Source organism: Bacillus sp. CCNWLW194 (assembly GCF_037120585.1).
GTDB classification, from domain to species: Bacteria; Bacillota; Bacilli; order Bacillales; family Bacillaceae_G; genus Bacillus_A; species Bacillus_A basilensis.
Genome location: NZ_JBBBBL010000022.1, coordinates 35306 through 57909 on the forward strand (window position 1 = coordinate 35306; position 22604 = coordinate 57909).

Consider the following 22604-nt stretch of genomic DNA (forward strand, 5'->3'; position numbering starts at 1 on the left):
AGAAAACCTACTCTTTAATCACACCTTTATTTCGATAGTACACATTCTCTAATCCGACGTTGTACTTCATGTTATTATCCGTCCACTCTGGCCCTAAATTCCCTGGCCATCCAGATGTATTTGCTATATATTTTAGTAATGCAAAATCCGTCAAGCCTTTTTGCACCCCACGCTTATATCCTTTCATTAAATGCGGCATTGCAATTTGCGCATTTATACGTGGATCTTTCAGCTCATCATCAGTTAAATGATCCGGCGCAAGTCCACCACCACGATGCAATTGAAACAATCCGAATGAAGTTCCGTTATCTCCAACACTTCTTGGATTTAACCGACTTTCATGTTCGGCAATTGTAAGAGGTATCCATTCTGGAAGATTAACTTTCTTTGCTTCCTCTATAATAATTTGTTTCATCTGTTTTGCTTCTTCTGAGTCAACATAGCTTGTCTCATTTACTAACTTGCCCATTCCTTCAGACTTTCCTTGGAAATATAAGTACACCCCAAGAACAACTAAAAATCCTACAAAGAATTTCTTCACTACTTCTACCTCTTTCTCCGCTGAAATTTGTCCCCTTTCAGCCTTCTTCCCTTACAATTACCCACATTCTATCATTCTCTTACCCTTTTATCATAGCAAATAACTATACATATTATCATCATGCTTTAGACCGATTTTGTGAAAAAACAGCTGGTAAATACGTGCAAAAATGTAACTTTCATAGACTGAAACGCATTTTTTGTATATAATTGTAAACTGAATTCCAAATATAAACTAGGAGAATAATAATATGAAAAAATGGTTGCTACTCTTATTTAGTTTACTACTATTAATTCCTGTCCCTATTTCCGCACAAAAAAACGAAAATCCAAAAGTCCTTATTTTATACAGTTCGAGCGATGATCAAATTACAAATGATACCCAAATACTTAATACACAAGTAGGACATTTTACTAATAACATAACAATAAAAAACATAAAACAGTTAGCTGAAATAACTGATAAATCTTCATATACACATGTTATTTACATAGGTGAAAAACAAGAAGAACTCTCCACTGAAACAAAAGAATTTCTAGAAAATTTCTCAGGGCCACTACTAGTTTTAGGTCAAAATATAGAACAATTATCCAATCGTTTTTCATTTATCACACTTAAAAATGAAGATATAAACTCTGATACAATTGAATATCCAACACGTAAACTAAAGAATACATTAGAGGACGAACGATCCATTAAAAACCTTGATACAAATGGAACAATTCTTGCCAATGCTTTAAAAGGAAATACTACTTATCCATTAATTGTACAACAAAATAATTCTTATTATGTTGCAACTTCTAACCTCTTTGATTGGATATCTTATTATATTGGCGAAAGCCTATTTTCTTACTTTGAACAAAAGCCAACGACAAATAAAGTGGAAGCTTATTTACGTCTTGAGGACGTTCATCCAGCCGCAGATATAAATCAATTAAAAGAAATTGCTGAATTACTAAAAGAGAAAAAGATGCCATACATGATCACTGTTATTCCTGTATATACGGATCCAGAGACAGGTAAAACACTACATTTAAAAGATAAACCCGAACTAGTCGATCTTTTACGCTCTATGCAAGATGATGGTGCAGCAATTATTATGCATGGTTATACGCACCAATTTTATGATAGTGAAACTGGGGAAGGTTTTGAATTTTGGGACGTAAAAACAGATCAACCAATTCGTCAACCGAAGCATGAAAAACCAAAAACAAAAGATGATTTCCCTAATATAGAGGCATATAATGCATACGTAAAAAAAGGGGAAGAATTTGAAGAAAAATATACGGCTGATCATATTGAAAAAGGGATTCAAGAACTTGTAGATGCTAAACTATATCCTATCGCATTTGAAGCACCTCATTACACGATGTCTCAAAAAGGATATGAAATATTATCAAGGTATTTTTCAACTTATGTAGGACAACTACAGTTAAGTGATACAACTTGGAAGTCCATGCACTCTCCAGCATACAGAAGTACACCATCATTTTTACATGGCATGAAATTAGTGCCTGAAACAGTTGGATTTATCGAAGAAGATAAACCACACGCTATTGCAAAGATGAAAGCAAATGCAGTATCTGTTGCTAAATTATCTGACGGGGTTATTGGTGCATTCTATCATCCTTACTTAGGTGTGAAACCATTAAAAGAAGTGTTAAAGGACCTAGAAAGCATTCCAAACATAGAATGGATTGATTTACAAAAAGAAACAAATGAAGTGAAAATGAAAGATATTCATATCACTACTAATAAAGACGGGATTCACGTTGAAAAACCAACAAGCGCAAGTGACGTAATGGATTATATAAAACAATATGGATTCTTCCTTCTACTTGGTTTCTTCGTCATTGTCTTTCTTCTATTATTAAGACGTGCGAAAAAATTAGAATCCTAATACAAAACCACCAAGCAGAATGCTTGGTGGTTTTTTTAACTTAAACCAAAACGTGGCATATTATTAATAACCCATTGATTATTTTCATAAATAAATTCAACCTCTACTTTTTCCGTTACATTATCATAGTCATTATACGTTTCTACCTGTGCTTTTATTTTCTCATCCTTTAACTCGGCAGAAATAATTTTTGTAAATTTAGTTGCTGCTTTTGACCCTGGATCTCCAATAACATAGTGCATTTTTCCATTTAACTCTTTAATATACTTACTCTTCATATACTCTGCTATAAATGATTTTGAGAAGTACGTAGATAGCGTAGTCTCTAAATTATCTTTCTTATTATAAATAGGATTCACTAATTCCCCGTATGAAAAATCCCCTACTCGTTTTGGTTTTCCTGTTAGTGCAGCCATTTGAACATTAGTCAGTTCCTTCTGTGCATTCCATACTTTCTGTAACATAACGTTATCTGCTAGCTTCTTATCTTTTACTTCATTTGATTTCTTTGTATCCAGATTCATGATAGTTCCATTATCCGTATAGAGATACATATCTCCTGCTACAAAATATAAATAGGATTTAGTTGGTTCAACCGCTTTATTATAAATTACTTTTTCATTTCCACCATTCATTTTCTTCTTATATACTCCGTCCTTTTTTAAATAATAAAAAGTATCCCCTTTCACATTCATCTGCAAGGCATCCTTTACCAATAACTTTTCATTATTTTGTTGAAGGTCTATCTCATATATACCGTGCTCAGCTTTATTTGTTTCAAAAGGTAACGAAAAATCAACAACAGCATATAATTTTTCATTATTATACGTAGCACTAGATATTGTTGCATAATTTTCTTTTGACCAAGTTTTATTATCTTTTGTCACTTGTGTTCCACGATTTTTATTCCAATGTAGAATACTATCATCTATCGTTCGAGACCAACCGGAGTTTTGAAATGCAGCTTCTTCTTCCTGTCCCGTCTTCAAATCCATTTTTGCTATCCCTACAATGTCAAAACCACCATGCTCAGAATATTTTTTCGGATAAAATAAAGTTTGATCTTTAATATAAACATAATTTGTATCCTCTTTTAACGTGTCTAACTTTTTGCTAGATATATCATACTTCATTAAAGAAGATAATCCCGCATTCTTCTCTTCATCCGTATGAATAAAATATAAAGCTTTGTTTTTTATATTTATGTAAGAAGCATTTACACCTTCTACTACACATTCCGAAGTCTGAAATTGATCTTTCGTACGATAGATGCCTCCTGTATTTTTATCACCATTTACCGCATAGTAAACCCATCCCTTACTCTCTACCATCTTCCCTTTATTAGAACTGTTTCCAACCGAATTCCCGTTTTTCTCAGTCTCTTTCATCTGTTTTTCAACTACTGGATCAATTTGTTCTTCCAATTTTTCTTGTGCTACGTTTGTATTTGTCACCTTTTTTTCCGATTCACACCCAAACATTGCAAGTGAAAGCGTCCCAGTCATAATTGTAATAGCTATTTTTTTATATACTTTCCCCATTCTCCTACCCACTTCCTTCACAAAATTAAACACATCATGAATTATAGGGAAAAATAGAAAAAATATCCATAAAAAAAAGATAAGAGTAACACTCCTATCTTTTCAAATAAAACCGAATGGTATTTTCATATAATGTTTCTGTAACCTTATCAATAGATATGTTTTTTATGATACTAATTTCATTTAATACTTCTCTAATCATTCTTGGGTGCGTCATAACGTCCTTTTGAAATTCCCACGGCCCATCTGTTTCTACCATCATATATTCAAGCGGATAATATGAAACGATTTTTCTAATTTTCTCCTTATGTAAAACATCCGGTGTAATAGAAATATGATAACCATTCGTCATCATCCGTTTCATTGTCTCCTCACTTCCTTTAAACCAATGGAAGTGCGCACGTGAAACTTTATATTCTTCAAGTAAATCACATACAATGTCAGCATCTTCAGAAACTGCGTGCAATACAATTGGTAAATCATACTCACTAGCTAGCCCTATAAATCTTTTCAATACAGCTATGTATGGATCTAGAGTAATCCTTTCATCTTCTTTCCTTAAATAATACGGTAAGCCTACTTCACCAATCGCTACTATATCCTCTACATGATCTTCAATTAATTTATAGATTTACTTACATTCTTCTTTATGAATCGGTTGCTCTGGATGAAAACCTATTGCTGGATGTACAAAAGGATATCGCTTTGCTAAAGATAAAGTTTCTTTACATGATTGATAATTCATAGATACCGCAATAAGCCCCTGTATCTCTTTACTATTTTCCACATCTTTCAGTAATCTACTTCTCTCTTCATCCTTATATTGGTCAACATGTATATGACTATCCATCCATTTCATCTTTATTCCTCCATAAAAAAAACAAGAAAGGATCTCCCTTCTTGTTTTATCATCTATATTATTTAACAATTAAGTTTGTTATGATATCAAATAATCCAATACATACTACGGCAACAGTAAAGTAGCTACAGAAATCTTTAATTGGAAACTTCACTACTTCTTCTTTAAACATCCCATTCTTCTCCCTTCTTACTATATCCCTAATTATTTTTATCTATTTGTATCTATTATGCAAAAAATATGACAAATTTACTATCGAATTAACTTACGTAAACCTTACAATGTTGTAAGGTTTATAAAAAGGCCCCATCTACATACAGATGAGGGCTATTAAAAAGTAGTTGGTTTTTCATTCTTCATTACATTACAAACAGAAAGTAATACAGTGAGACTTTCTAATTACACTATATAAAATTCACTAGCTTTTAACCATCGAATTACATTACAGAAGACTTACATGTTTGTAAGCTACGTGTAATGTAATTCGATAGTTTCCCTTATCTATATTTCATACAATAAATTTAGAAAGTAAGCCAAATAAGAAGAACACTCGCATAACCAAATCACATTGCTAGTAGCTACTCTTCTTATACCTTTCACTCATGCTACTACAATGTACCCCCTTCCCCTTTATATAATAAAAAAAGCCTTAGCCCATATGGACTAAGGCTTTTTTACGCACCTAAAAATACCCCTACCTAGTATTTTCGTTTTCGACAAAAAATAGGTAGGGGTATATTTTGCTATCTCATCGCTAAAAGTTTACTCTTTGCATTAATAGGAATATTTACAGCTTCAATTTCTTCAATTGACTCGCCGTAGCGTCCTTTTGCGTACACCTTTAATGCTTCATCTCTCTTTAACATATGCTTAACAGTCTTCTTTATTTTTTGTTCTCTTCCACGTTCGTCAAATGCAATAAATTCATATTCATACCACTCATCACCAACATGCTGACCAATTGTATTCACAACCGTATAGTATTCTTTCGTCTTATAAAGCGGATTATATTTATCGATAACTGGTCCAAGTTTCGTAGGCAGTAACATTACTACTATCACTAGCATCGCTATTATAGTAGTGATCATTTTTTTCTTCATAATAAACATTCCTCCTCTGCAGGATATATATACATCCATTTTAAAAAGAAGGAATAAAATCTACTATTGAATCTCATTACATTACACTTACATTTTTGTAAGAATAAAAAAAGGTGAACGAATTTACTCGTTCACCTTTTAGCTCGCTTTAAAGCCACCACCAAGTACATCACGCACATCGTGAATAACAACGAAAGCATCTTCATCTACTCGACTAATAACTTGCTTTAACTTAACAAGCTCTTGTTTATTAATAACAACATATAAAACTTCTTTATTTTTACCAGTATATCCGCCGCGTCCTTCTAGTACAGTGACACCGCGTGTCATGTTTTTCGTAATAGCCTCACGTATTAGGTCTGGTTGATTCGAAATAATTGTAACAGCTGTTTTTGTATCCATTCCTTCTACAATAAAATCAATCACTTTCGCTCCGATGAATACTGCAACAAGTGTGTACATCGCTTTTTCTTGTCCTATTATAAATACAGAACCAGCAATTACAACGATATCAATAATAAGTACGCCTTTACCAACACTCCACCCTAAATATTGATTTGCTAACTGTGCTAAAATTGCCGATCCTCCTGATGTACCTCCAGCTTTGAACATACAGCCTAATCCGATACCTACAAACAAACCAGCAAATAAAGCTGCTAATAGTGTATCACTATTTACATGATACTCAATATGTTCTGTAACATATAAAAACAAGGATGTTTCTACAATCCCTAAAATTGTATAAACCATCGTTTTTTTATCAAAAAACTTATAACCAATAACTAGTAAAACTGCATTTATAGCAAAGTTCACAATCCCTGGTGACCAATCAAATAAGTAGTACGTAACAACCGTTAAACCAATAATTCCACCTTCCGATAAACGGTTTGGAATTGCAAAGTAATTAATACCAATTGCGAATAATAATGAACCAATTGTAATTAGTGTTATTTCCTTTATACGTTGATTAACCATAGTTCATCCCCTCCCCCCATTTGACATTGTATCACTATCTCCTAGAGGTTTAGAAGTGGTTTTTATTCCGCATTTTTCCTCTTAAAGATCGAGATATCATGTTTAAACAAAGGGGTGATTAATTATTCACATTTGCTCTAACTGTACGAACAAATCGCTCCACATTCCCTTTCTGAATATGCTTAGCTCTAACCGTTTCTTGATTACAAGTAAACTCAAAGTACGGATAAAAATCTATGCTATCTATATGCAAATATGAGTACTCTTTAAATGTTGAAGGATAGTACGGAAATTTCCCGTAAAACAGGAGACGTCTAGTAGTGGCAACAAAAATTCCATGTTGATAACATAACGTGAAATTATCCTTCTCAAAGATCCCTACCATAAAGGCTAAAATCTTTTCGTCATCTTCTATATACTTTTTCATACTTAATAAAAGTTCATTCATGCATATCCCTCCAAATACTATTCTTGAAAAGAATCCATGGATTGTTACAAACCGGCTTAACTCCTTTATAAAGTATGAAACGCGTTTCCTGTCAAAGATATTTCAAAAAAACAATCCGTTATGCACTTATGCACATAACGGATTAAAACTACACTGTAGATCGCTCCACAAGTTCATATGAAATTTCCACCTTTTCTTGTTTAGAGCTCTCATCACTTATTTTCCTGTAAAACATTTCAAAAGCCGTTTTCCCTATCTCCTTCAAATTTTGATCAATAGTTGTCAACTGCAACACTTGCGAAATAGGTTGGTTATCCAAACCAATAATCGCTAAATCCCCAGGAACTCGAATACCCAATTTCCCAACTTCCGTCATAACCCCAATTGCAACTTCATCTCCTGCTACTATTAACGCTTCAGGAAGATTCTGCATCCCTTTTAACTTATGAGCCACTCTCACACCATCTTCTAATGTAAAGCATTCTGTGAAAATCCATTCTTCATTAACTTCTTCATCTATAGATTGCAATTGCTGTTTATAAACATCAAAACGCTTTTGACTACTCGGTCCTAGCTTTCTTCCCGTACAATAACCAATTTTTTTATAACCTTTTTCAATAAGGTGATTCATTCCTAGTTGGAAAGCTGCCGAATGATTTGTATATACACTTGAGATGTTTGCAATATCATTATCTTCACAAGCAATGATTGTGCCGTAAGAAGCATACGGTTCTATCATTTCCCAATCATTTGCACGTGAACAAATAATAAGACCATCTAATTGTTTCGTTTTTAACATATGTAGACTTTTCATTTCTTCTTTTTTATTATAATTTGTTTGGCAAAGTAGCACCCTGTAATTATGAGTTAACGCTCCCTCCATCATTCCCCCTACCATTGCATCGAAGCTCGGATGATTAATATAAGGTAGAATTACACCAACAATATTCGTCTTTCCTTTTGATAAATGAACAGCATTTGCGTTTTGTGAGTAATTCAACTTCTCAACTATCTCTAAAACCACTTTCCTTTTTTCTTCACTTACGTACGGATGATCATTTAGCACCCTTGACACAGTCGTAACGGAAACTCCCGCCATCTTTGCAATATCTTTAATGTTAGCCATACACTCACCTCTACTTTTAACTTAATGAATCCCATGAACATATGTCAAATCTTCTTATCATTACAACTTCATTCGTTTCTCTTACAAAAGTGTAATTTTCCTGTAAGCTAATTCGATAGTGAATCTCCACAATATTTCATACCATTAAGTCAGAAACAGGGCAACAACTACTCGAAAAGGAGCGGATTCATATGATGAACAAAATGAAAATAAATAATTTCTTCAATACAATGGGCATGGTATTATCCGCTCTTTTCGATGCAAAAGCTGTTGCTTCTACATTAAACAAGTAAGGAGAATTCATTATGAATAACATCACTTTTAACAAATTAGATTTTTTAGGACTAGCTAGCGGATCAGTTCTTCTTACTACTTTGATTTACGCCGCTACGCTTGTATAAATTTCGTGTCCCCTTTCCCCTTTATATAGAAAAAGACGACCGTCTAGGTCGTCTTTTCTTATTTTTGATTTGATTCCAAAGCTTCCTTTAGCTTCTCAAACTTCTCATTTAATTGATCTGTCATCATTTTCATAGCTGTTTTTCGATCTATTTGTTCTTCCGCATCAATTTGAATCGGATCTCCAAAAATCAATTGTGCCCTTTTTCCTTTTATTAATTCTTTTATACTTGATGGACCAACATAAGCTGCCGGTACTAATGGAACGTTAGAACGCAGCGCAATCGTAACAGCTCCAGCTTTTAATGAAACGTCTTCTGTTGATCTCGTTCCACTTGGAAAAATCCCTACTACTTTCCCTTCTTTTAATAGGCGTGATGGAATTTTGAGTGTACTCGGTCCTGGATTCGCACGATCTACAGGGAATGCATTTACGTTTTTGAAGAACCAATTTTTGAATTTCCCTTCAAATAATTCTTTTTTGGCCATGTAATGAATTTGGGTCGGGTACATCCCTGTAGCTAACATTAATACATCCATAAAACTTGTATGTGTACACGCAACAACATACGGGCCACCTTCTGGTAACTTTTCTCTTCCTTGTACTTCTACTTTCCCAGCTGTTTTAAATATATATTTCAACAAAAATGTAATTGGTTTATACATTTGTTTCGTTCCTTTCTAAACATCCGAAGTATAATCATTTTCTTACAACAATTATAACACTAAGTTTTAGGAGTTGGTAATAAAAAATAAGTATTAATTGTTAAATTTCAATCCTTACAAAAGTGTAATTTTTTTGTAAGCTAATTCGATAGTTACTTCTTACAATATTTCATACAATTAAGTCAGAAAGAAACAAGTAAGGAGAATTCATTATGCAAAACATCACTTTTAACAAATTAGACCTTTTAGGATTAGCTAGCGGCTCCCTTCTTCTTACTGCTTTGATTTACGCTGCTACGCTTGTATAACTTTGTGTCCCCTTTCCCCTTTATATAGAAAAAGACGACCGTCTATGCCCGGTCGTCTTTTTAAATGTTTCTTTCTTTTAACTCTTTTAAAAGCTCTATCATTTCAGCTTGTTGTTTTATCTTCTTACGACCATTTCGATTAATTGCTGCAAGCTCACAAGCAACTCCTACAGCGAAGAAAAACAATAAACTTTCTAACATATGAAATCCTCCAATTGCCTATTAAACTGCTTGACGTAATTGCTCTTCTTGTAAAATTTGCTTGTTTATATTTTCTTCTTTTCTCTGACAAACGTTATTGCGAATAAGTGCTGCAATAACAAGTAAAGTCCCTATAATATCAAACATCGTTATTTGATATCCTTGCATCATCATAATAATTAAAGTCGTAATGGGTACAAAATTAATAAATAAAATACCATTAATAGATGATAGAATTTTCACACCGTAATTCCAAGAGAGTAATGCTACAATTCCCGGTAATGTCATCATAAATAACAAATCATATTTCACAATAGAAATCGTTCCCATATTCGGTACCGATACATATCCAAGTGCCGTTATAATTATTGTTATAATTCCTGTAACAGTCGTACCAAATACACACGTCAACGTAGAATAACGTAATGTTGACCAATCGCTACACGTTTGACCACCCATCGTATAAATAACCCAACCTACAACTCCAACAAATATACATGCTAGTGAAAACATGTTATCTTTCAATGTTAAAAAGAAACTCATGTCACCTTTCGTAATAACAAATACAGCTCCTACAAAAGCGATAACCATGCTCGTTATCATATATTTTTTCGGTTTCACATGCTTATATCCCCATAGAATACAAATAGAAATCATCGGCATAAGTGCTTCCATAATGGAGGCTACCATCACACCTGACTTTCCCATTAACATTTGCCCTAAAAATATAAGTACATTATATACAGTAAACGCCATCGTTCCGAAAAAGACGAGTAACTTTCCTCTTCCCTCTAAACGAAATGCCTGTTTTCCTTCTTTCATTAACAATAATACAATCAGCACTATTGCCACCGCTCCATAGCGAATAAGTGAAAAATAAAATGGATCTATGTATTCTAGTGCATGATCAGCAACTGGAAACATCGCTCCCCATGACATACTTGCAATTAAACATGCTAAAGCCCCTATTATCATTTGACCTCTTCTCACCACAATCCCCCGTTTCTTTCTATTTGCACAAAGAGAATTGTAAAAGAAAAAATATATCACGTAAAATGATTCAAAATGATGTTAACTATCACTTATAATGATAGTTAACATCAAGGAGGATCATATTATGGAATTAAGAGACTTACAAATCTTCCAGAGCGTTGCTGACCAAGGTAGTGTAAGTAGCGCAGCAAAGGAATTAAATTACGTACAATCAAATGTCACCGCACGTATTAAACAGTTAGAAAACGAGCTGAAAACACCGCTCTTTTATCGTCATAAACGAGGCATGACTTTAACAGCTGAAGGCAGAAAAATGCTCGTTTATGTTAATAAAATTTTGCAAGATGTCGATGAGCTAAAACAAGTATTTTTAGATAGTGAAACACCCTCTGGCATATTAAAAATCGGTACAGTCGAAACAGTAAGTACATTACCTACCATTTTATCTTCTTACTATAAAAGCTATCCAAATGTCGATTTGTCATTACAAGCAGGTCTAACAGAAGAACTAATTAGAGAAGTACTTAATCATCAATTAGATGGTGCCTTTATATCGGGTCCTATTAAACATCCACTAATCGAGCAATACGATGTTAGTACAGAAAAATTAATGCTTATAACACAAAATAAAGCTTTTCATATCGAAGAATTTACAACAACGCCTCTACTCGTTTTTAACCAAGGATGTGGATACCGTTCCAAACTAGAACGATGGCTGAAAGATGAAGGTTTGCTCCCAAAAAGAATTATGGAATTCAATATATTAGAAACGATATTAAACAGTGTTGCACTCGGCCTTGGAATTACACTCGTACCACAGTCTGCTGTCCATCATCTTTCTAAAGCAGGTAAAGTGCATTGCCATGCAATCCCTGAAAAATATGGTAGTATTTCAACGGTTTTCATACGCCGCAAAGATAGCTATATGACGAATTCAATGCGTAGCTTTTTAAAAACAATTGAAGAGCACCACCACATTAATATGCTTTAAAAGACATTCTTACACGAATGTCTTTTTTTCTTACAAAAGTGTAAGTCTTCCGTAAGCTAATTCGATAGTTGTAACGGATCATATTTCCTATAATTAAGATATAAAGCAGGGCAACAACAATTCGAAAAGGAGCGGATACGCATGATGAACAAAATGAAATCAAACAAATTTTTAAATACAATGGGCATGGTGCTATCCGCACTTGTCGATGCAAAAGCAGTTGCAACTACATTAAACAAATAAGGAGAGATTATAATGAACAACATTACTTTCAACAAATCAGACTTTTTAGGACTTGCAAGTGGAGCGGCTCTTCTTACAGCTTTCATTTACACACTTGCTCAAGGTCTTGTTTAACACTTTCACTTTGTTTCCCCAAACCCCTTTATATATAGAAAAAGCTGCTCGTCTTATAGACAAGCAGCTTTTTAGTTTGTTTCATATATAATCTGGCCTGTTTTCGTCATATCGTATCCGCCAATCGCTTTTAATTCATTATGAAATTCTTCCGATTGCAGAATGTCTTTCACAATTTCGATCAGCTCTTCATTTTCTTTATTCTTCAAAATCACTAAATCATACTGTTCTTTCATAATTGAAATAAAGTCTACATTTACAATTTGCGAAAACTTTTCTGAACCTACTCCCACATCAGCTTTTTCATTCGCGACTTGCGTGGCAACACCAAGATGATTTGATTCTTCCCATTCATATCCACTAATACGTTCTTTATTTAACTTTTGAATTCGCAATTGTTCATCCACTAACACTCTAATGCCAGAACCTTTTTCTCGATTTACAAATCGTATAGATGACTGAGATAAATCAGCCCATGTTTTTATATTTTTTGGATTCCCCTTTTGCACATAAAACCCAACGTTCCTTGCTAATAAATTAATCATAATACATGGTTGTCCAACTAAAATACGTTTTACATACGGAACATTATATGTATCCGTTTCTCCATCAAACAAATGCAAGCTAACGATACTTCCTTCTCCTTGATACATCTTTACTAAACTCGTTAAACTACCTTGATATGCCCGTAATATATTTGAACTTGGCAGGCGATTTTCTATACGCTTTGCCAGCATATCTAATGTTAGTTCTTGCCCGCTAATAATACATGTATTCGAGATACTATTACTGTCATTCTTTACAGGAATAGCTTGTACATTCCCTGTTTTCATTTGCTTAATATATTGTTCTAAATCTGCTGCATCAATGCGCATTTGTCTACCAACTCTATAAGAAGGAAGTTCTCCTTTTTTAATTAAGTCGTATACAGTTAATTTTGATACTTTTAATCGTTTTGCTACTTCTTCCGTTGTGTAGGAATGATGATCCATAGACGATTCCTCACTTTCTTCCTTCATTGTAACAAAGAACTATATATTTCTCCTATTTTTTAAAAATATCTACATGTTCAAATTATATTCAATTATAACTAGTTATAATTAATTATATTTAGTTATAATTAATTATATCAAAACGAAAGGGGATTTTTTTATGAATAAGTTTACATTACGATCCATCGGGGCACTTATCCTTTCTTTTCTTCTTATATTTAGCGTTGCATGTACAAGCGGAGATAAGAAAGAGAAATCAACTGCTAAAGAAGGAAAGGCAGTTGAACTTACTATATCAGCAGCTGCAAGCTTACAAGATGCGCTAAAAGAAATTGAAACAAAATATAAAGAAAAAGAACCTAATATTAAACTTTCTTTTAACTTTGGTGCTTCTGGTGCACTTCAACAACAAATTGAACAAGGTGCACCTGCTGATTTATTCTTCTCAGCAGCAGAAGATAAATTCCAAACTCTTGTTAAAAAAGGATTCATTAATGAAAAAGATGGGAAAAATCTTCTTGGAAATGAGCTCGTTCTAGTCGTCCCAAAAGATAGTTCTCTTACAAAAATTCAAGATTTAAAAGATAAAAAGATTAAGAAAATCGCACTTGGTACACCTGAATCTGTACCTGCGGGAAAATACGCAAAGGCTTCTCTCACACATGAAAATCTTTGGAATGACATTCAAAATAAAATCGTATTTACAAAAGATGTTCGCCAAGTGTTAACATATGTAGAAACAGGTAATGTTGATGCTGGTATTGTATACAAAACAGATGCTCTTATTTCAGACAAAGTAAAGATTGGCGAGACAGCAGTAGCTACTTCTCATGATCCAATTCACTATCCTTTAGGTGTTATAAAAGAATCTAAGCACAAGAAAGAGGCGACTTCATTTTATGAATATTTGCAGTCAAAAGATGCACAATCTATCTTTAAGAAATATGGATTTACAGTCCTATCATAATTGCCATGAGCTTTGATTTTGATGCTATTGTGTCACCGATTTTTCTATCTTTACGAGTAGCTGCATGTGCCACTATTCTCGTTACAATTTTAGGGACGATTATCGGACGGGCATTGGCACGCTCCTCATGGAGATACAAAGTAATATTAGAAACTATTTTCTTATTGCCAATGGTACTTCCACCAACTGTAATCGGTTTTTTTCTCATTATCATTTTTGGAAATAATAGTCCCATTGGTATGTGGGTAGAATCATTGTTTCAGCAGTCTATTATGTTCACATCTACTGCTGCGGTCATCGCTTCCACAGTTGTTGCATTTCCGCTTATGTACCAATCAGCAAAGACAGGATTTTCTATCGCAAATGTACAAATTGAAGAAAGTGCTCGTGACCTTGGTGCAAGTGAATCTCAAGTTTTTCTGCACGTTACACTTCCTCTTGCATTTCCCACCTTACTAAGCGGAATGATTTTGAGCTTTGTTCGTGCACTAGGAGAATTTGGTGCTACACTCATGTTTGCTGGGAACATCCCTGGAAAAACACAGACAATCCCAACTGCCATTTACATGGCCATTGATGCAAGTAATATGCAACTCGCCTGGACACTTGTAGTTATCACTATTAGTATGTCTCTCGTATTTCTGCTATGTATTCAACTTATTAATAAAAGAATTACTAAATCTTAAAGCAGCTTTTTTCGAAGCTGCTTCTTTATTTCTTAGGAAATAAAATATGTCATCGGGAAATAACTGAATTTTACCTTTTATTTAAATATACATTCTATTTGAATTTACTTTCTAAAATAGGCAATTTCCTGTTATTATATGGAGGTGTTTCAAAAATTGAAGAAATGAAAACGCATTTATATCGTGAATTCTTCATCCTGTTTTAGCGATCGGTAATCTTCTACTCTATTAGTGGGGCATTACCGATCGTTAGAACGATATGTAATTATATTGGTATAGCAAACTGAAGGGAGTCTTGTAATGGACATTTTATTAGCGCTTCTTCCTGCAATTGCATGGGGAAACATCTTATTAGTAAGCGTAAAAATGGGCGGTGGTGCATATAGCCAAACGGTAGGTATGACAATCGGTGCTCTATTCTTCGCAACAATTATGTATGTATTTACTCAACCGGCTTTAACAATGACAATCTTGATTGTTGGTTTTATTTCAGGTTTATTCTGGGCTTTAGGACAAGTAAACCAATTAAAAACAGTTGAAAAGTTAGGTGTTTCTACTACTGTAACGATTTCTACTGGTATGCAACTTGTTGCAACTTCTATCTTTGGGGTTATCGCTTTCCGTGAGTGGACTACTACTACAACAATCATTATGGGAACGATTGCAATCCTATTAATCGTAGTCGGTGTTGTATTCACATCACTAGATGACAAAGAAAATGCACAACCACCAGGACAATTGAAAAAAGGACTTCTTACTTTAATTGTTTCTACTTTCGGCTATCTTGTATATGTAATTATCATTCGTTGGTATAATATCGATGGTTGGTCTGCTATTTTACCACAAGCAGTTGGTATGTTTGTTGGTGCGGTTGTACTGACATCTAAACATAAGCCATTTAACAAATATGCAATCCGTAATGCTTTATCTGGTTTACTATGGGGAACAGGAAACTTATTCTTACTTCTTTCATTACCACGTGTTGGAGTAGCAACAAGCTTCCCATTATCTCAAACTGGAATCGTTATCTCAACATTCGGTGCGATTGTCTTCTTAGGTGAAAAGAAAACAAAACGTCAATTGATCTTTATTGCACTAGGTAGTGTTTTAATTATCGGCGGCGCTGTATTACTTGGTCTAACAAAAGCATAAACTTATAATCTATTAACCCCTGAAGCATAACTGCTTCAGGGGTTTTTTATTACAACTATTTTTTAAATATAATAATCTTTACAACCTTATTTGCATCCCCCCTCCTCCCTCCAATTTCTTTCTTTTCACAATAAGTCTTTTCTTTTTACAAAATTCTCTTAAAGATGGTATCGTTTTTTATAACATATCTCTACTGGAAAGGAATAAAGGATATGCTTAACAAACATCGAATTCTATTTATTGGTGCTGGTCGTATGGCAGAAGCTATATTTTCCGGATTACTTAAAACAAGCAAAGAATATATCGAAGAAATTATCGTTTCTAACCGAAGCAATGTAGAAAAGCTAGAACAATTACAAGGGCGATATAATGTGTCTATTACAACAGATTGGAAGCAACATGTTACATCTGTTGATACGATTGTTTTAGCAATGCCGCCTGCTGCACATGAAGAATTATTAGCAGAGTTATCTCCGTTACTATCGAACCAACTTGTCGTAACGGTAGCTGCTGGCATTGGACCATCTTATTTAGAAGAAAGACTTCCCCAAGGAACGCCTGTTGCTTGGATTATGCCAAATACAGCTGCTGAAATTGGAAAGTCTATCTCCTTATATACAATGGGACAATCAGTAAATGAGATGCATCAAGAAACCCTGCAACTACTTTTAAAAGGCATTGGTACTTCGCAACTCTGCACTGAGGAAGAAATTCATCAGCTTACTGCAGTTACTGGAAGTGCACCAGCCTTCCTTTATTACTTTGCTGAAAGCTTAATTGAAGCAACAAAAAGTTATGGAGTCGATGAAGCAACCGCAAAACACCTTGTTATTCAAATGATTTCTGGCTCCGCTTCTATGCTTGAACAAACGCAAGATCCGGCTAACCTCCGCGAACAAGTAACAACGCCAGGTGGTTCCACAGCTGAAGGTCTCAAAACTTTATATGAGTATAATTTTTCAGAGGCAATTCAAAAAGCAGTAGAAGCAACAAACAAAAAAGCTAGGGGGAAATAATATGAGTTTAACAAGTTTAAAAGACTATACAACATTACATAACGGAGTAAAAATGCCTTGGTTCGGTTTAGGTGTTTTTAAAGTAGAAGATGGTTCAGAGGTAATTGATTCTGTAAAAGTAGCAATTAAAAATGGCTACCGCAGCATCGATACTGCAGCAATCTATCAAAATGAAGAAGGCGTTGGACAAGCGATTCGTGAATCAGGTGTTTCACGTGAAGAATTATTTATTACATCAAAAGTATGGAATAGCGATCAAGGATATGAAACAACACTTCAAGCATTTGAAACTACATTAGAAAAATTAGGTCTAGAATATTTAGATTTATATTTAGTACATTGGCCTGTAAAAGGGAAATATACTGAATCATGGAAAGCATTAGAAAAGCTTTATAAAGATGGTCTTGTTCGTGCTATCGGTGTGAGTAATTTCCACATTCACCACTTACAAGACGTATTTGAAATTGCTGAAATTAAGCCAATGGTCAACCAAGTGGAATACCACCCACGTTTAGCACAAGAAGAGTTACACGCTTTCTGTAAAGAACATAATATCCAGCTTGAAGCTTGGTCACCATTAATGCAAGGCCAACTACTAGATAACCCAGTGTTACAAGAAATTGCGACAAAATATAATAAATCAACTGCGCAAATTATTTTACGCTGGGATTTACAAAACGAAGTTGTAACAATCCCTAAATCTATTAAAGAACATCGCATTATTGAAAATGCAAACATCTTCGACTTTGAATTAAGTGCTGATGATATGAAAGCAATTCAAGCTTTAAATGAAGATCTTCGCGTTGGTCCAGATCCAGATAACTTTAACTTCTAGTAGAAAAACCACTGCCATATGCAGTGGTTTTTCCGTTAAAGAAAACTGAAAATTTAAACTATATTTCATTCGGTTGACACTTCATCATCCAAGGTGTAAGATTTTGAATTATCAAAGAAACACAAAATTTAATAAAATTTATTTGTTTACTCATTGTATCAAGAGAGGTGGAGGGACTGGCCCTTTGAAACCTCGGCAACAGGTTCATTTTGAATACTGTGCCACTTCCTGCAAGCTTTATGGCTTGAAAGATAGAATGAGGGACTTCGTTTATATACGGGTGCATAACTTGTACGTAAAAATCCCTCTTTCTCAATACGAAAAGAGGGATTTTTTATTTTTCATTTCCCTCATCATCATCCAAACTTAATTATTTAGGAGGAAAATCAAATGAAAAAGAAGTTTGTACCCGGTATTGCATCAGTTGTAGGAGTAAGTATTTTATTAACTGGTTGCGGTAGTTATAAAAACGAAGCAAGTGGAGCAAATGCAAAAGACGAGGCACCTAGTAAGCAGGTTTTAAACTTATCTTCACCTACTGAAATACGAACAATGGATACAGCTCGTGCTACAGATACTGATTCTGGTCAAGTAATGAGAAACGTATTTGAAGGTTTGTATAATCTTGGTGAAGGTAACAAACCTGTCCCTGGTGTTGCAAAATCTCATGAAGTAAGTGGCGATAAAACGAAATACACATTCCATTTACGAGATTCAAAATGGTCAAACAGCACTCCTGTTACAGCGAAAGATTTTGTCTTCGCTTGGCAAAGAGCTGTCGATCCAGCAACAGCCTCTGAATATGCATTTTTATTCTTTGATATTAAAAACGCAACAAAAATTAACAACAAAGAACTTCCAGCCGACCAACTTGGTGTAAAAGCAGTTGATGACCATACGTTTGAGGTAGAATTAGAGCGTCCTGTTCCATATTTTATTAGTTTAACAGCGTTCCCAACATTTCTACCAATTAACGAGGAATTCTTTAAAGCACAAGGTGATAAGTACGCTTTAGAAGATAATACAATCTTGTACAATGGAGCTTTTACACTAAGCGATTGGAAGCACGAACAAAGCTTTAAATTCAAGAAAAACCCTACCTATTGGGATAAAGATACTGTCAAACTAGAAGAAATCAATTTTAACGTAGTAAAAGAAAAATCAACAGAAGTAAATTTATTCGAATCAAAACAATTAGACCGTATAAAATTAACATCTGACTTCGTTGATAAATATAAAAAGGATGCGAACTTTAAAGAACGCCCGAACGTAGGCGTACAATTTTTACGTATGAATCAACAAAACAAAGTACTTCAAAACGTTTCTGCACGCCAAGCAATTGACCAAACAATTGATCGAAAATCCTTTGTAAATACGTTATTAAATGATGGCTCTACACCAACCTTTGGCCTCGTTCCAAAAAACTTTGCAAAAGGGACTGATGGAAAGGACTTCCGTACTATAAACGGAGATTTAACCAAAGTTGATACAAAATCTGCACAAGAGTTATGGAAGAAAGCTAAACAAGAGCTTGGTTCTGAAAAAATCACATTAGAATTATTAACAAGTGATGCTGACCTTGATAAGAAAACTGGTGAGTTCTTAAAAGGACAACTAGAAAAGAACTTAGACGGATTAACAGTAAATGTAAAACCACAACCACGTAAACAACAAGTTTCACTTTTATTAAAAGGTGACTATGAAATCGGCATTGACGGCTGGAGTCCTGACTTTGCTGATCCAATTACATTCCTTGAACTATTTACAACGAATAACCCTTACAACTTAGATCATTACTCTAATAAGGAGTTCGATGAAACAATTGAGAAAGTTAAAACGACTTTAGCTGGTGATGAAAAAGCTCGTTGGAAAGCATTACTAGCATCCGAGAAAATATTATTTAAAGACTCTGTTATCGCTCCTCTTTACCAAAAAGGTGAATCTTATTTAGAACGTTCTTATGTGAAAGGAATTGTACAAGTAGACTTTGCAGGTCAATTAAACTTCAAATGGGCACAAATTGAAAAATAAAAGGCAACCTGAATTGAAGTTTTTCTCCCCATACCAATTGTTTTATTGGAAAAATGTATTAAAAGCGGATTTCTCAATGAGAGAAAATCCGCTTTTTCAATATAGTATTTTTAAAAAATAATACTCCAACTTTTATTATTGACATATAGTTCTTTCCAGTGTTAATATTCTAAATAATCAAATAAACTAAATATTTAACCATCAAAATATAATGTCTACTACGTTGAAACATATAACGACAGATTATAGCTCAACATGTATATACATATAGAACACCTGATTACCTACATGCACATATTTATAATAGGTTTTTTCTTCTTCTATAGATATACTTCAAAACATGGACATTAAGACGTTACGAACAACACATTTAGGGAGGAACGAACAATAAAGAAAAAAGTTGTACCTGTTGTTGCATCTGTTTTAGGGGCAAGTCTATTACTAACTGCTTGCGGGGGAAATAAAGATAACGCAAGCGGAGCGAAAGCAAATGATAAAGCACCTGATAAACAGGCAATTAACTTATCATTTGCTTCAGAAATTCCAACAATGGATGTTGCAAAAGCAACGGATGGGGAATCCATGAACGTAATGCGCAATGTTTTTGAAGGTTTATATGCAATGAGAGAAGATAATAAACCGATTCCTGGTGTTGCTGAGTCGGTTGACGTTAGTTCCGATAAAACAAAATATACATTCCACCTGCGTGATTCAAAATGGTCAAACGGTACTCCTGTTACAGCAAAGGATTTCGTCTTCGCTTGGCAACGTGCCGTAAATCCTGATACAGCAGCTGAATATGCATTCTTATTCTTCGATATAAAGAATGCGAAACAAATAAACCAAAAACAATTACCGGTTGATCAATTAGGTATTAAAGCTCTTGATGATAAAACTTTAGAAGTACAACTTGATCGTCCTGTTCCCTACTTCTTAAGCTTAACGACATTCTCAACATTCTTACCAATTAATGAAGAGTACTTAAAATCTCAAGGTAATAAATACGGTTTAGAAACAAATCATTTAATTTACAACGGTGCTTTCACATTAGATAACTGGAAGCATGAGCAAAGCTTCCAATTAAAGAAAAACCCTAACTATTGGGATGCTAAAACAGTAAAATTAGAAGAAATTAACTTCAATGTCGTTAAGGATAAATCTACAGAAGTTAACTTATATGATTCTGGACAAATTGATCGTGTTGCTTTGACTGCGGAGTTTGTTGATAAATATAAGAGCGATCCAAACTTCAAAGAACGCGCTGAAGTTGGCATTCAATTTTTACGACTCAATCAAAAAAATGAAACATTAAAAAATCAACATGCACGCCTTGCTATTAACGGCGCAATGAATAAAAAGGCATACGTAGAAACAATTTTAAATAACGGCGCTGTTCCAGCTGAAGGAATGGTTCCTGCGAAATTTGCAAAGAGTCCAGAAGGGAATGACTTCCGTAAAGAAAATGGAAATCTAATCAAAGATGATGTGAAAACAGCGAAAGAAAACTGGAAAAAAGCGAAGCAAGAACTTAGTACTGACAAAGTAACAATTGAACTATTAACTAGTGATAATGCTTTAGCTAAAAAGACTGGTGAATATTTAAAAGGTGAACTAGAAAAGAACCTAGATGGATTAACAGTGAATTTAAAACCACAACCACGTAAACAACAGTTAAAACTACTATTAAGTGGTGACTATGAAATCGGTATTGATGGCCGGGGCCCTGACTTCGCTGATCCAATTACATTCTTAGATTTATTTACAACAGATAATGCTTATAACTTCGATAAATACTCTAATAAAGAGTATGATGAGCTAATTCATAAAGTAAAAACAGATTTAGCTGGTGATGAAAAAGCTCGCTTTGAAGCAATGAAGCAAGCTGAAAAAATCTTATTGCAAGACGGTGCTGTCGCTCCTTTATACCAACAAGGTCGCTCTTACTTACAACGCGGATTTATTAAAGGACTTGTAACAACTGACTTCGGCGGTGAGTTTAACTACAAGTGGACAGAAGTTGCAAAATAATAAAGTAATCACTGCTATTGATTGTGTAACTAATATAATAACTAATAATGCAATAATATTTTTCTCTAAACTAACTCCTCCAAATATTATTGTATAATAGCCATTCGCTGCATATGTTGCGGGAAATAATTCACCAATTGTTTGATATGTTTTAGAAAGCATTTCATGTGGTACGATTACCCCTGAACTTACAAGTTGTAACGATAGCGAGATAATATTAAAAATCATACCTGCGTTTCCAAACACAGTTAGAACCATTTGTGTTAATGAAAGAAAGGCAAAGAAAACTATTGTCAATAATCCTCTTTCCCTTCTTTTTGCATTGAACCAAAACTCATCATAAATATAAACAAAAACATCAAATATGTCCTCCACGTCAAAGAAGGTATATGCCCTGACCAAAGATAGCTAATCAAATAGTTAATCCCTATAATACAAGACGACACTACTAAACTAATGCTTATTAGTTTTACATATTTGAACATATCTTTT

At 34.1% G+C, this 22604-nt stretch carries 24 protein-coding genes, 1 pseudogene and 1 riboswitch; of the genes and pseudogenes, 12 read left to right on the top strand and 13 right to left on the bottom strand.

The annotated features are described in order from the left end of the window. Window positions 1–7: 7 nt before the first annotated feature. Window positions 8–541, bottom strand: coding sequence for a transglycosylase SLT domain-containing protein (locus V7S50_RS30200; RefSeq protein WP_060633079.1), 534 nt, complete (start codon window positions 539–541; stop codon window positions 8–10). A 250-nt stretch (window positions 542–791) separates the two neighbouring features. On the opposite strand from V7S50_RS30200, the gene V7S50_RS30205 reads away from it, so the two are divergent. Then, the gene (locus V7S50_RS30205) at window positions 792–2441 is read left to right on the top strand and encodes a DUF2334 domain-containing protein (RefSeq protein ID WP_242256340.1); all 1650 of its coding nucleotides are present in this window, start codon (window positions 792–794) and stop codon (window positions 2439–2441) included. Between the two features lie 35 nt (window positions 2442–2476). Here the strand turns inward: V7S50_RS30205 and V7S50_RS30210 are convergent, their stop codons facing one another. From V7S50_RS30210 to V7S50_RS30235, 6 genes and pseudogenes are all read right to left on the bottom strand, one after another. Next, window positions 2477–3982 (bottom strand): DL-endopeptidase inhibitor IseA family protein, encoded by a 1506-nt coding sequence (locus V7S50_RS30210; RefSeq protein ID WP_242256342.1) that lies wholly within the window; start codon window positions 3980–3982, stop codon window positions 2477–2479. A gap of 94 nt (window positions 3983–4076) precedes the next feature. Further along, window positions 4077–4841, bottom strand: a pseudogene (locus V7S50_RS30215) (TatD family hydrolase). Window positions 4842–5584: 743 nt separating this feature from the next. Further along, complete coding sequence (locus tag V7S50_RS30220; protein ID WP_000728436.1) at window positions 5585–5941, bottom strand: YxeA family protein; 357 nt, start codon at window positions 5939–5941, stop codon at window positions 5585–5587. Window positions 5942–6079: 138 nt separating this feature from the next. Further along, on the bottom strand, window positions 6080–6916 hold the full coding sequence (locus V7S50_RS30225) for a YitT family protein (RefSeq protein WP_242256344.1): 837 nt from the start codon (window positions 6914–6916) through the stop codon (window positions 6080–6082). A gap of 118 nt (window positions 6917–7034) precedes the next feature. Then, window positions 7035–7364 (bottom strand): PH domain-containing protein, encoded by a 330-nt coding sequence (locus V7S50_RS30230; protein WP_242256346.1) that lies wholly within the window; start codon window positions 7362–7364, stop codon window positions 7035–7037. A 148-nt stretch (window positions 7365–7512) separates the two neighbouring features. Next, a complete protein-coding gene (locus tag V7S50_RS30235; protein ID WP_242256348.1) occupies window positions 7513–8490 on the bottom strand; it encodes a LacI family DNA-binding transcriptional regulator in 978 nt (325 codons plus the stop codon). A gap of 305 nt (window positions 8491–8795) precedes the next feature. Here V7S50_RS30235 and V7S50_RS30240 point away from each other — a divergent pair, with 305 nt between their 5' ends. Continuing rightward, a complete protein-coding gene (locus V7S50_RS30240; RefSeq protein ID WP_064774810.1) occupies window positions 8796–8891 on the top strand; it encodes a DUF3948 family protein in 96 nt (31 codons plus the stop codon). 58 nt (window positions 8892–8949) lie between these two features. Here the strand turns inward: V7S50_RS30240 and V7S50_RS30245 are convergent, their stop codons facing one another. Further along, complete coding sequence (locus tag V7S50_RS30245; protein ID WP_242256350.1) at window positions 8950–9555, bottom strand: lysophospholipid acyltransferase family protein; 606 nt, start codon at window positions 9553–9555, stop codon at window positions 8950–8952. 212 nt (window positions 9556–9767) lie between these two features. Between V7S50_RS30245 and V7S50_RS30250 the strand changes: the two genes are divergently transcribed. Next, window positions 9768–9863 (top strand): DUF3948 family protein, encoded by a 96-nt coding sequence (locus V7S50_RS30250; RefSeq protein WP_001179705.1) that lies wholly within the window; start codon window positions 9768–9770, stop codon window positions 9861–9863. A 60-nt stretch (window positions 9864–9923) separates the two neighbouring features. On the opposite strand, the gene V7S50_RS30255 is transcribed toward V7S50_RS30250, so the two are convergent. Further along, window positions 9924–10064: a YrzO family protein gene (locus V7S50_RS30255; RefSeq protein ID WP_000894066.1), complete on the bottom strand. Its 141-nt coding sequence runs from the start codon at window positions 10062–10064 to the stop codon at window positions 9924–9926. 21 nt (window positions 10065–10085) lie between these two features. Further along, on the bottom strand, window positions 10086–11054 hold the full coding sequence (locus tag V7S50_RS30260; RefSeq protein WP_242256352.1) for a DMT family transporter: 969 nt from the start codon (window positions 11052–11054) through the stop codon (window positions 10086–10088). A gap of 127 nt (window positions 11055–11181) precedes the next feature. Here V7S50_RS30260 and V7S50_RS30265 point away from each other — a divergent pair, with 127 nt between their 5' ends. Together V7S50_RS30265 and V7S50_RS30270 are read left to right on the top strand one after the other, a co-directional pair. After that, window positions 11182–12048 (top strand): LysR family transcriptional regulator, encoded by an 867-nt coding sequence (locus tag V7S50_RS30265; RefSeq protein WP_063223568.1) that lies wholly within the window; start codon window positions 11182–11184, stop codon window positions 12046–12048. Window positions 12049–12303: 255 nt separating this feature from the next. Next, window positions 12304–12405: a DUF3948 family protein gene (locus V7S50_RS30270; RefSeq protein ID WP_064774809.1), complete on the top strand. Its 102-nt coding sequence runs from the start codon at window positions 12304–12306 to the stop codon at window positions 12403–12405. A 71-nt stretch (window positions 12406–12476) separates the two neighbouring features. On the opposite strand, the gene V7S50_RS30275 is transcribed toward V7S50_RS30270, so the two are convergent. Next, window positions 12477–13424, bottom strand: a complete 948-nt coding sequence (locus tag V7S50_RS30275; RefSeq protein ID WP_242256354.1) for a substrate-binding domain-containing protein — start codon at window positions 13422–13424, stop codon at window positions 12477–12479. 133 nt (window positions 13425–13557) lie between these two features. On the opposite strand from V7S50_RS30275, the gene modA reads away from it, so the two are divergent. The 7 genes from modA (at window position 13558) to V7S50_RS30310 (ending at window position 22112) form a co-directional block, all read left to right on the top strand. After that, complete coding sequence (gene modA, locus V7S50_RS30280) at window positions 13558–14364, top strand: molybdate ABC transporter substrate-binding protein (protein WP_242256356.1); 807 nt, start codon at window positions 13558–13560, stop codon at window positions 14362–14364. 5 nt (window positions 14365–14369) lie between these two features. After that, complete coding sequence (gene modB / locus V7S50_RS30285; protein ID WP_242256358.1) at window positions 14370–15050, top strand: molybdate ABC transporter permease subunit; 681 nt, start codon at window positions 14370–14372, stop codon at window positions 15048–15050. Between the two features lie 300 nt (window positions 15051–15350). Then, window positions 15351–16202: a GRP family sugar transporter gene (locus tag V7S50_RS30290; RefSeq protein ID WP_063223565.1), complete on the top strand. Its 852-nt coding sequence runs from the start codon at window positions 15351–15353 to the stop codon at window positions 16200–16202. Between the two features lie 212 nt (window positions 16203–16414). After that, window positions 16415–17218 (top strand): pyrroline-5-carboxylate reductase, encoded by an 804-nt coding sequence (proC, locus tag V7S50_RS30295; RefSeq protein WP_063223564.1) that lies wholly within the window; start codon window positions 16415–16417, stop codon window positions 17216–17218. A 1-nt stretch (window position 17219) separates the two neighbouring features. Further along, window positions 17220–18053, top strand: a complete 834-nt coding sequence (locus tag V7S50_RS30300; protein WP_242256360.1) for an aldo/keto reductase — start codon at window positions 17220–17222, stop codon at window positions 18051–18053. Window positions 18054–18205: 152 nt separating this feature from the next. Further along, window positions 18206–18311, top strand: a riboswitch (SAM riboswitch). A 132-nt stretch (window positions 18312–18443) separates the two neighbouring features. Next, window positions 18444–20084 carry a peptide ABC transporter substrate-binding protein gene (locus tag V7S50_RS30305; RefSeq protein WP_242256362.1) on the top strand — a complete coding sequence of 547 codons (1641 nt, stop codon included), beginning with the start codon at window positions 18444–18446 and terminating at the stop codon, window positions 20082–20084. Between the two features lie 387 nt (window positions 20085–20471). Continuing rightward, window positions 20472–22112, top strand: coding sequence for a peptide ABC transporter substrate-binding protein (locus tag V7S50_RS30310; protein WP_242256408.1), 1641 nt, complete (start codon window positions 20472–20474; stop codon window positions 22110–22112). On the opposite strand, the gene V7S50_RS30315 is transcribed toward V7S50_RS30310, so the two are convergent. Both V7S50_RS30315 and V7S50_RS30320 read right to left on the bottom strand, forming a co-directional pair. Next, complete coding sequence (locus V7S50_RS30315) at window positions 22029–22409, bottom strand: hypothetical protein (RefSeq protein WP_242256364.1); 381 nt, start codon at window positions 22407–22409, stop codon at window positions 22029–22031. The two genes, V7S50_RS30310 and V7S50_RS30315, sit on opposite strands and share 84 nt — an antisense overlap. Continuing rightward, entirely contained in the window at window positions 22406–22597 is a 192-nt protein-coding gene (locus tag V7S50_RS30320) for a hypothetical protein (protein ID WP_242256366.1), read from the bottom strand. The genes V7S50_RS30315 and V7S50_RS30320 overlap by 4 nt, the downstream gene beginning before the upstream one ends. Window positions 22598–22604: the final 7 nt, after the last annotated feature.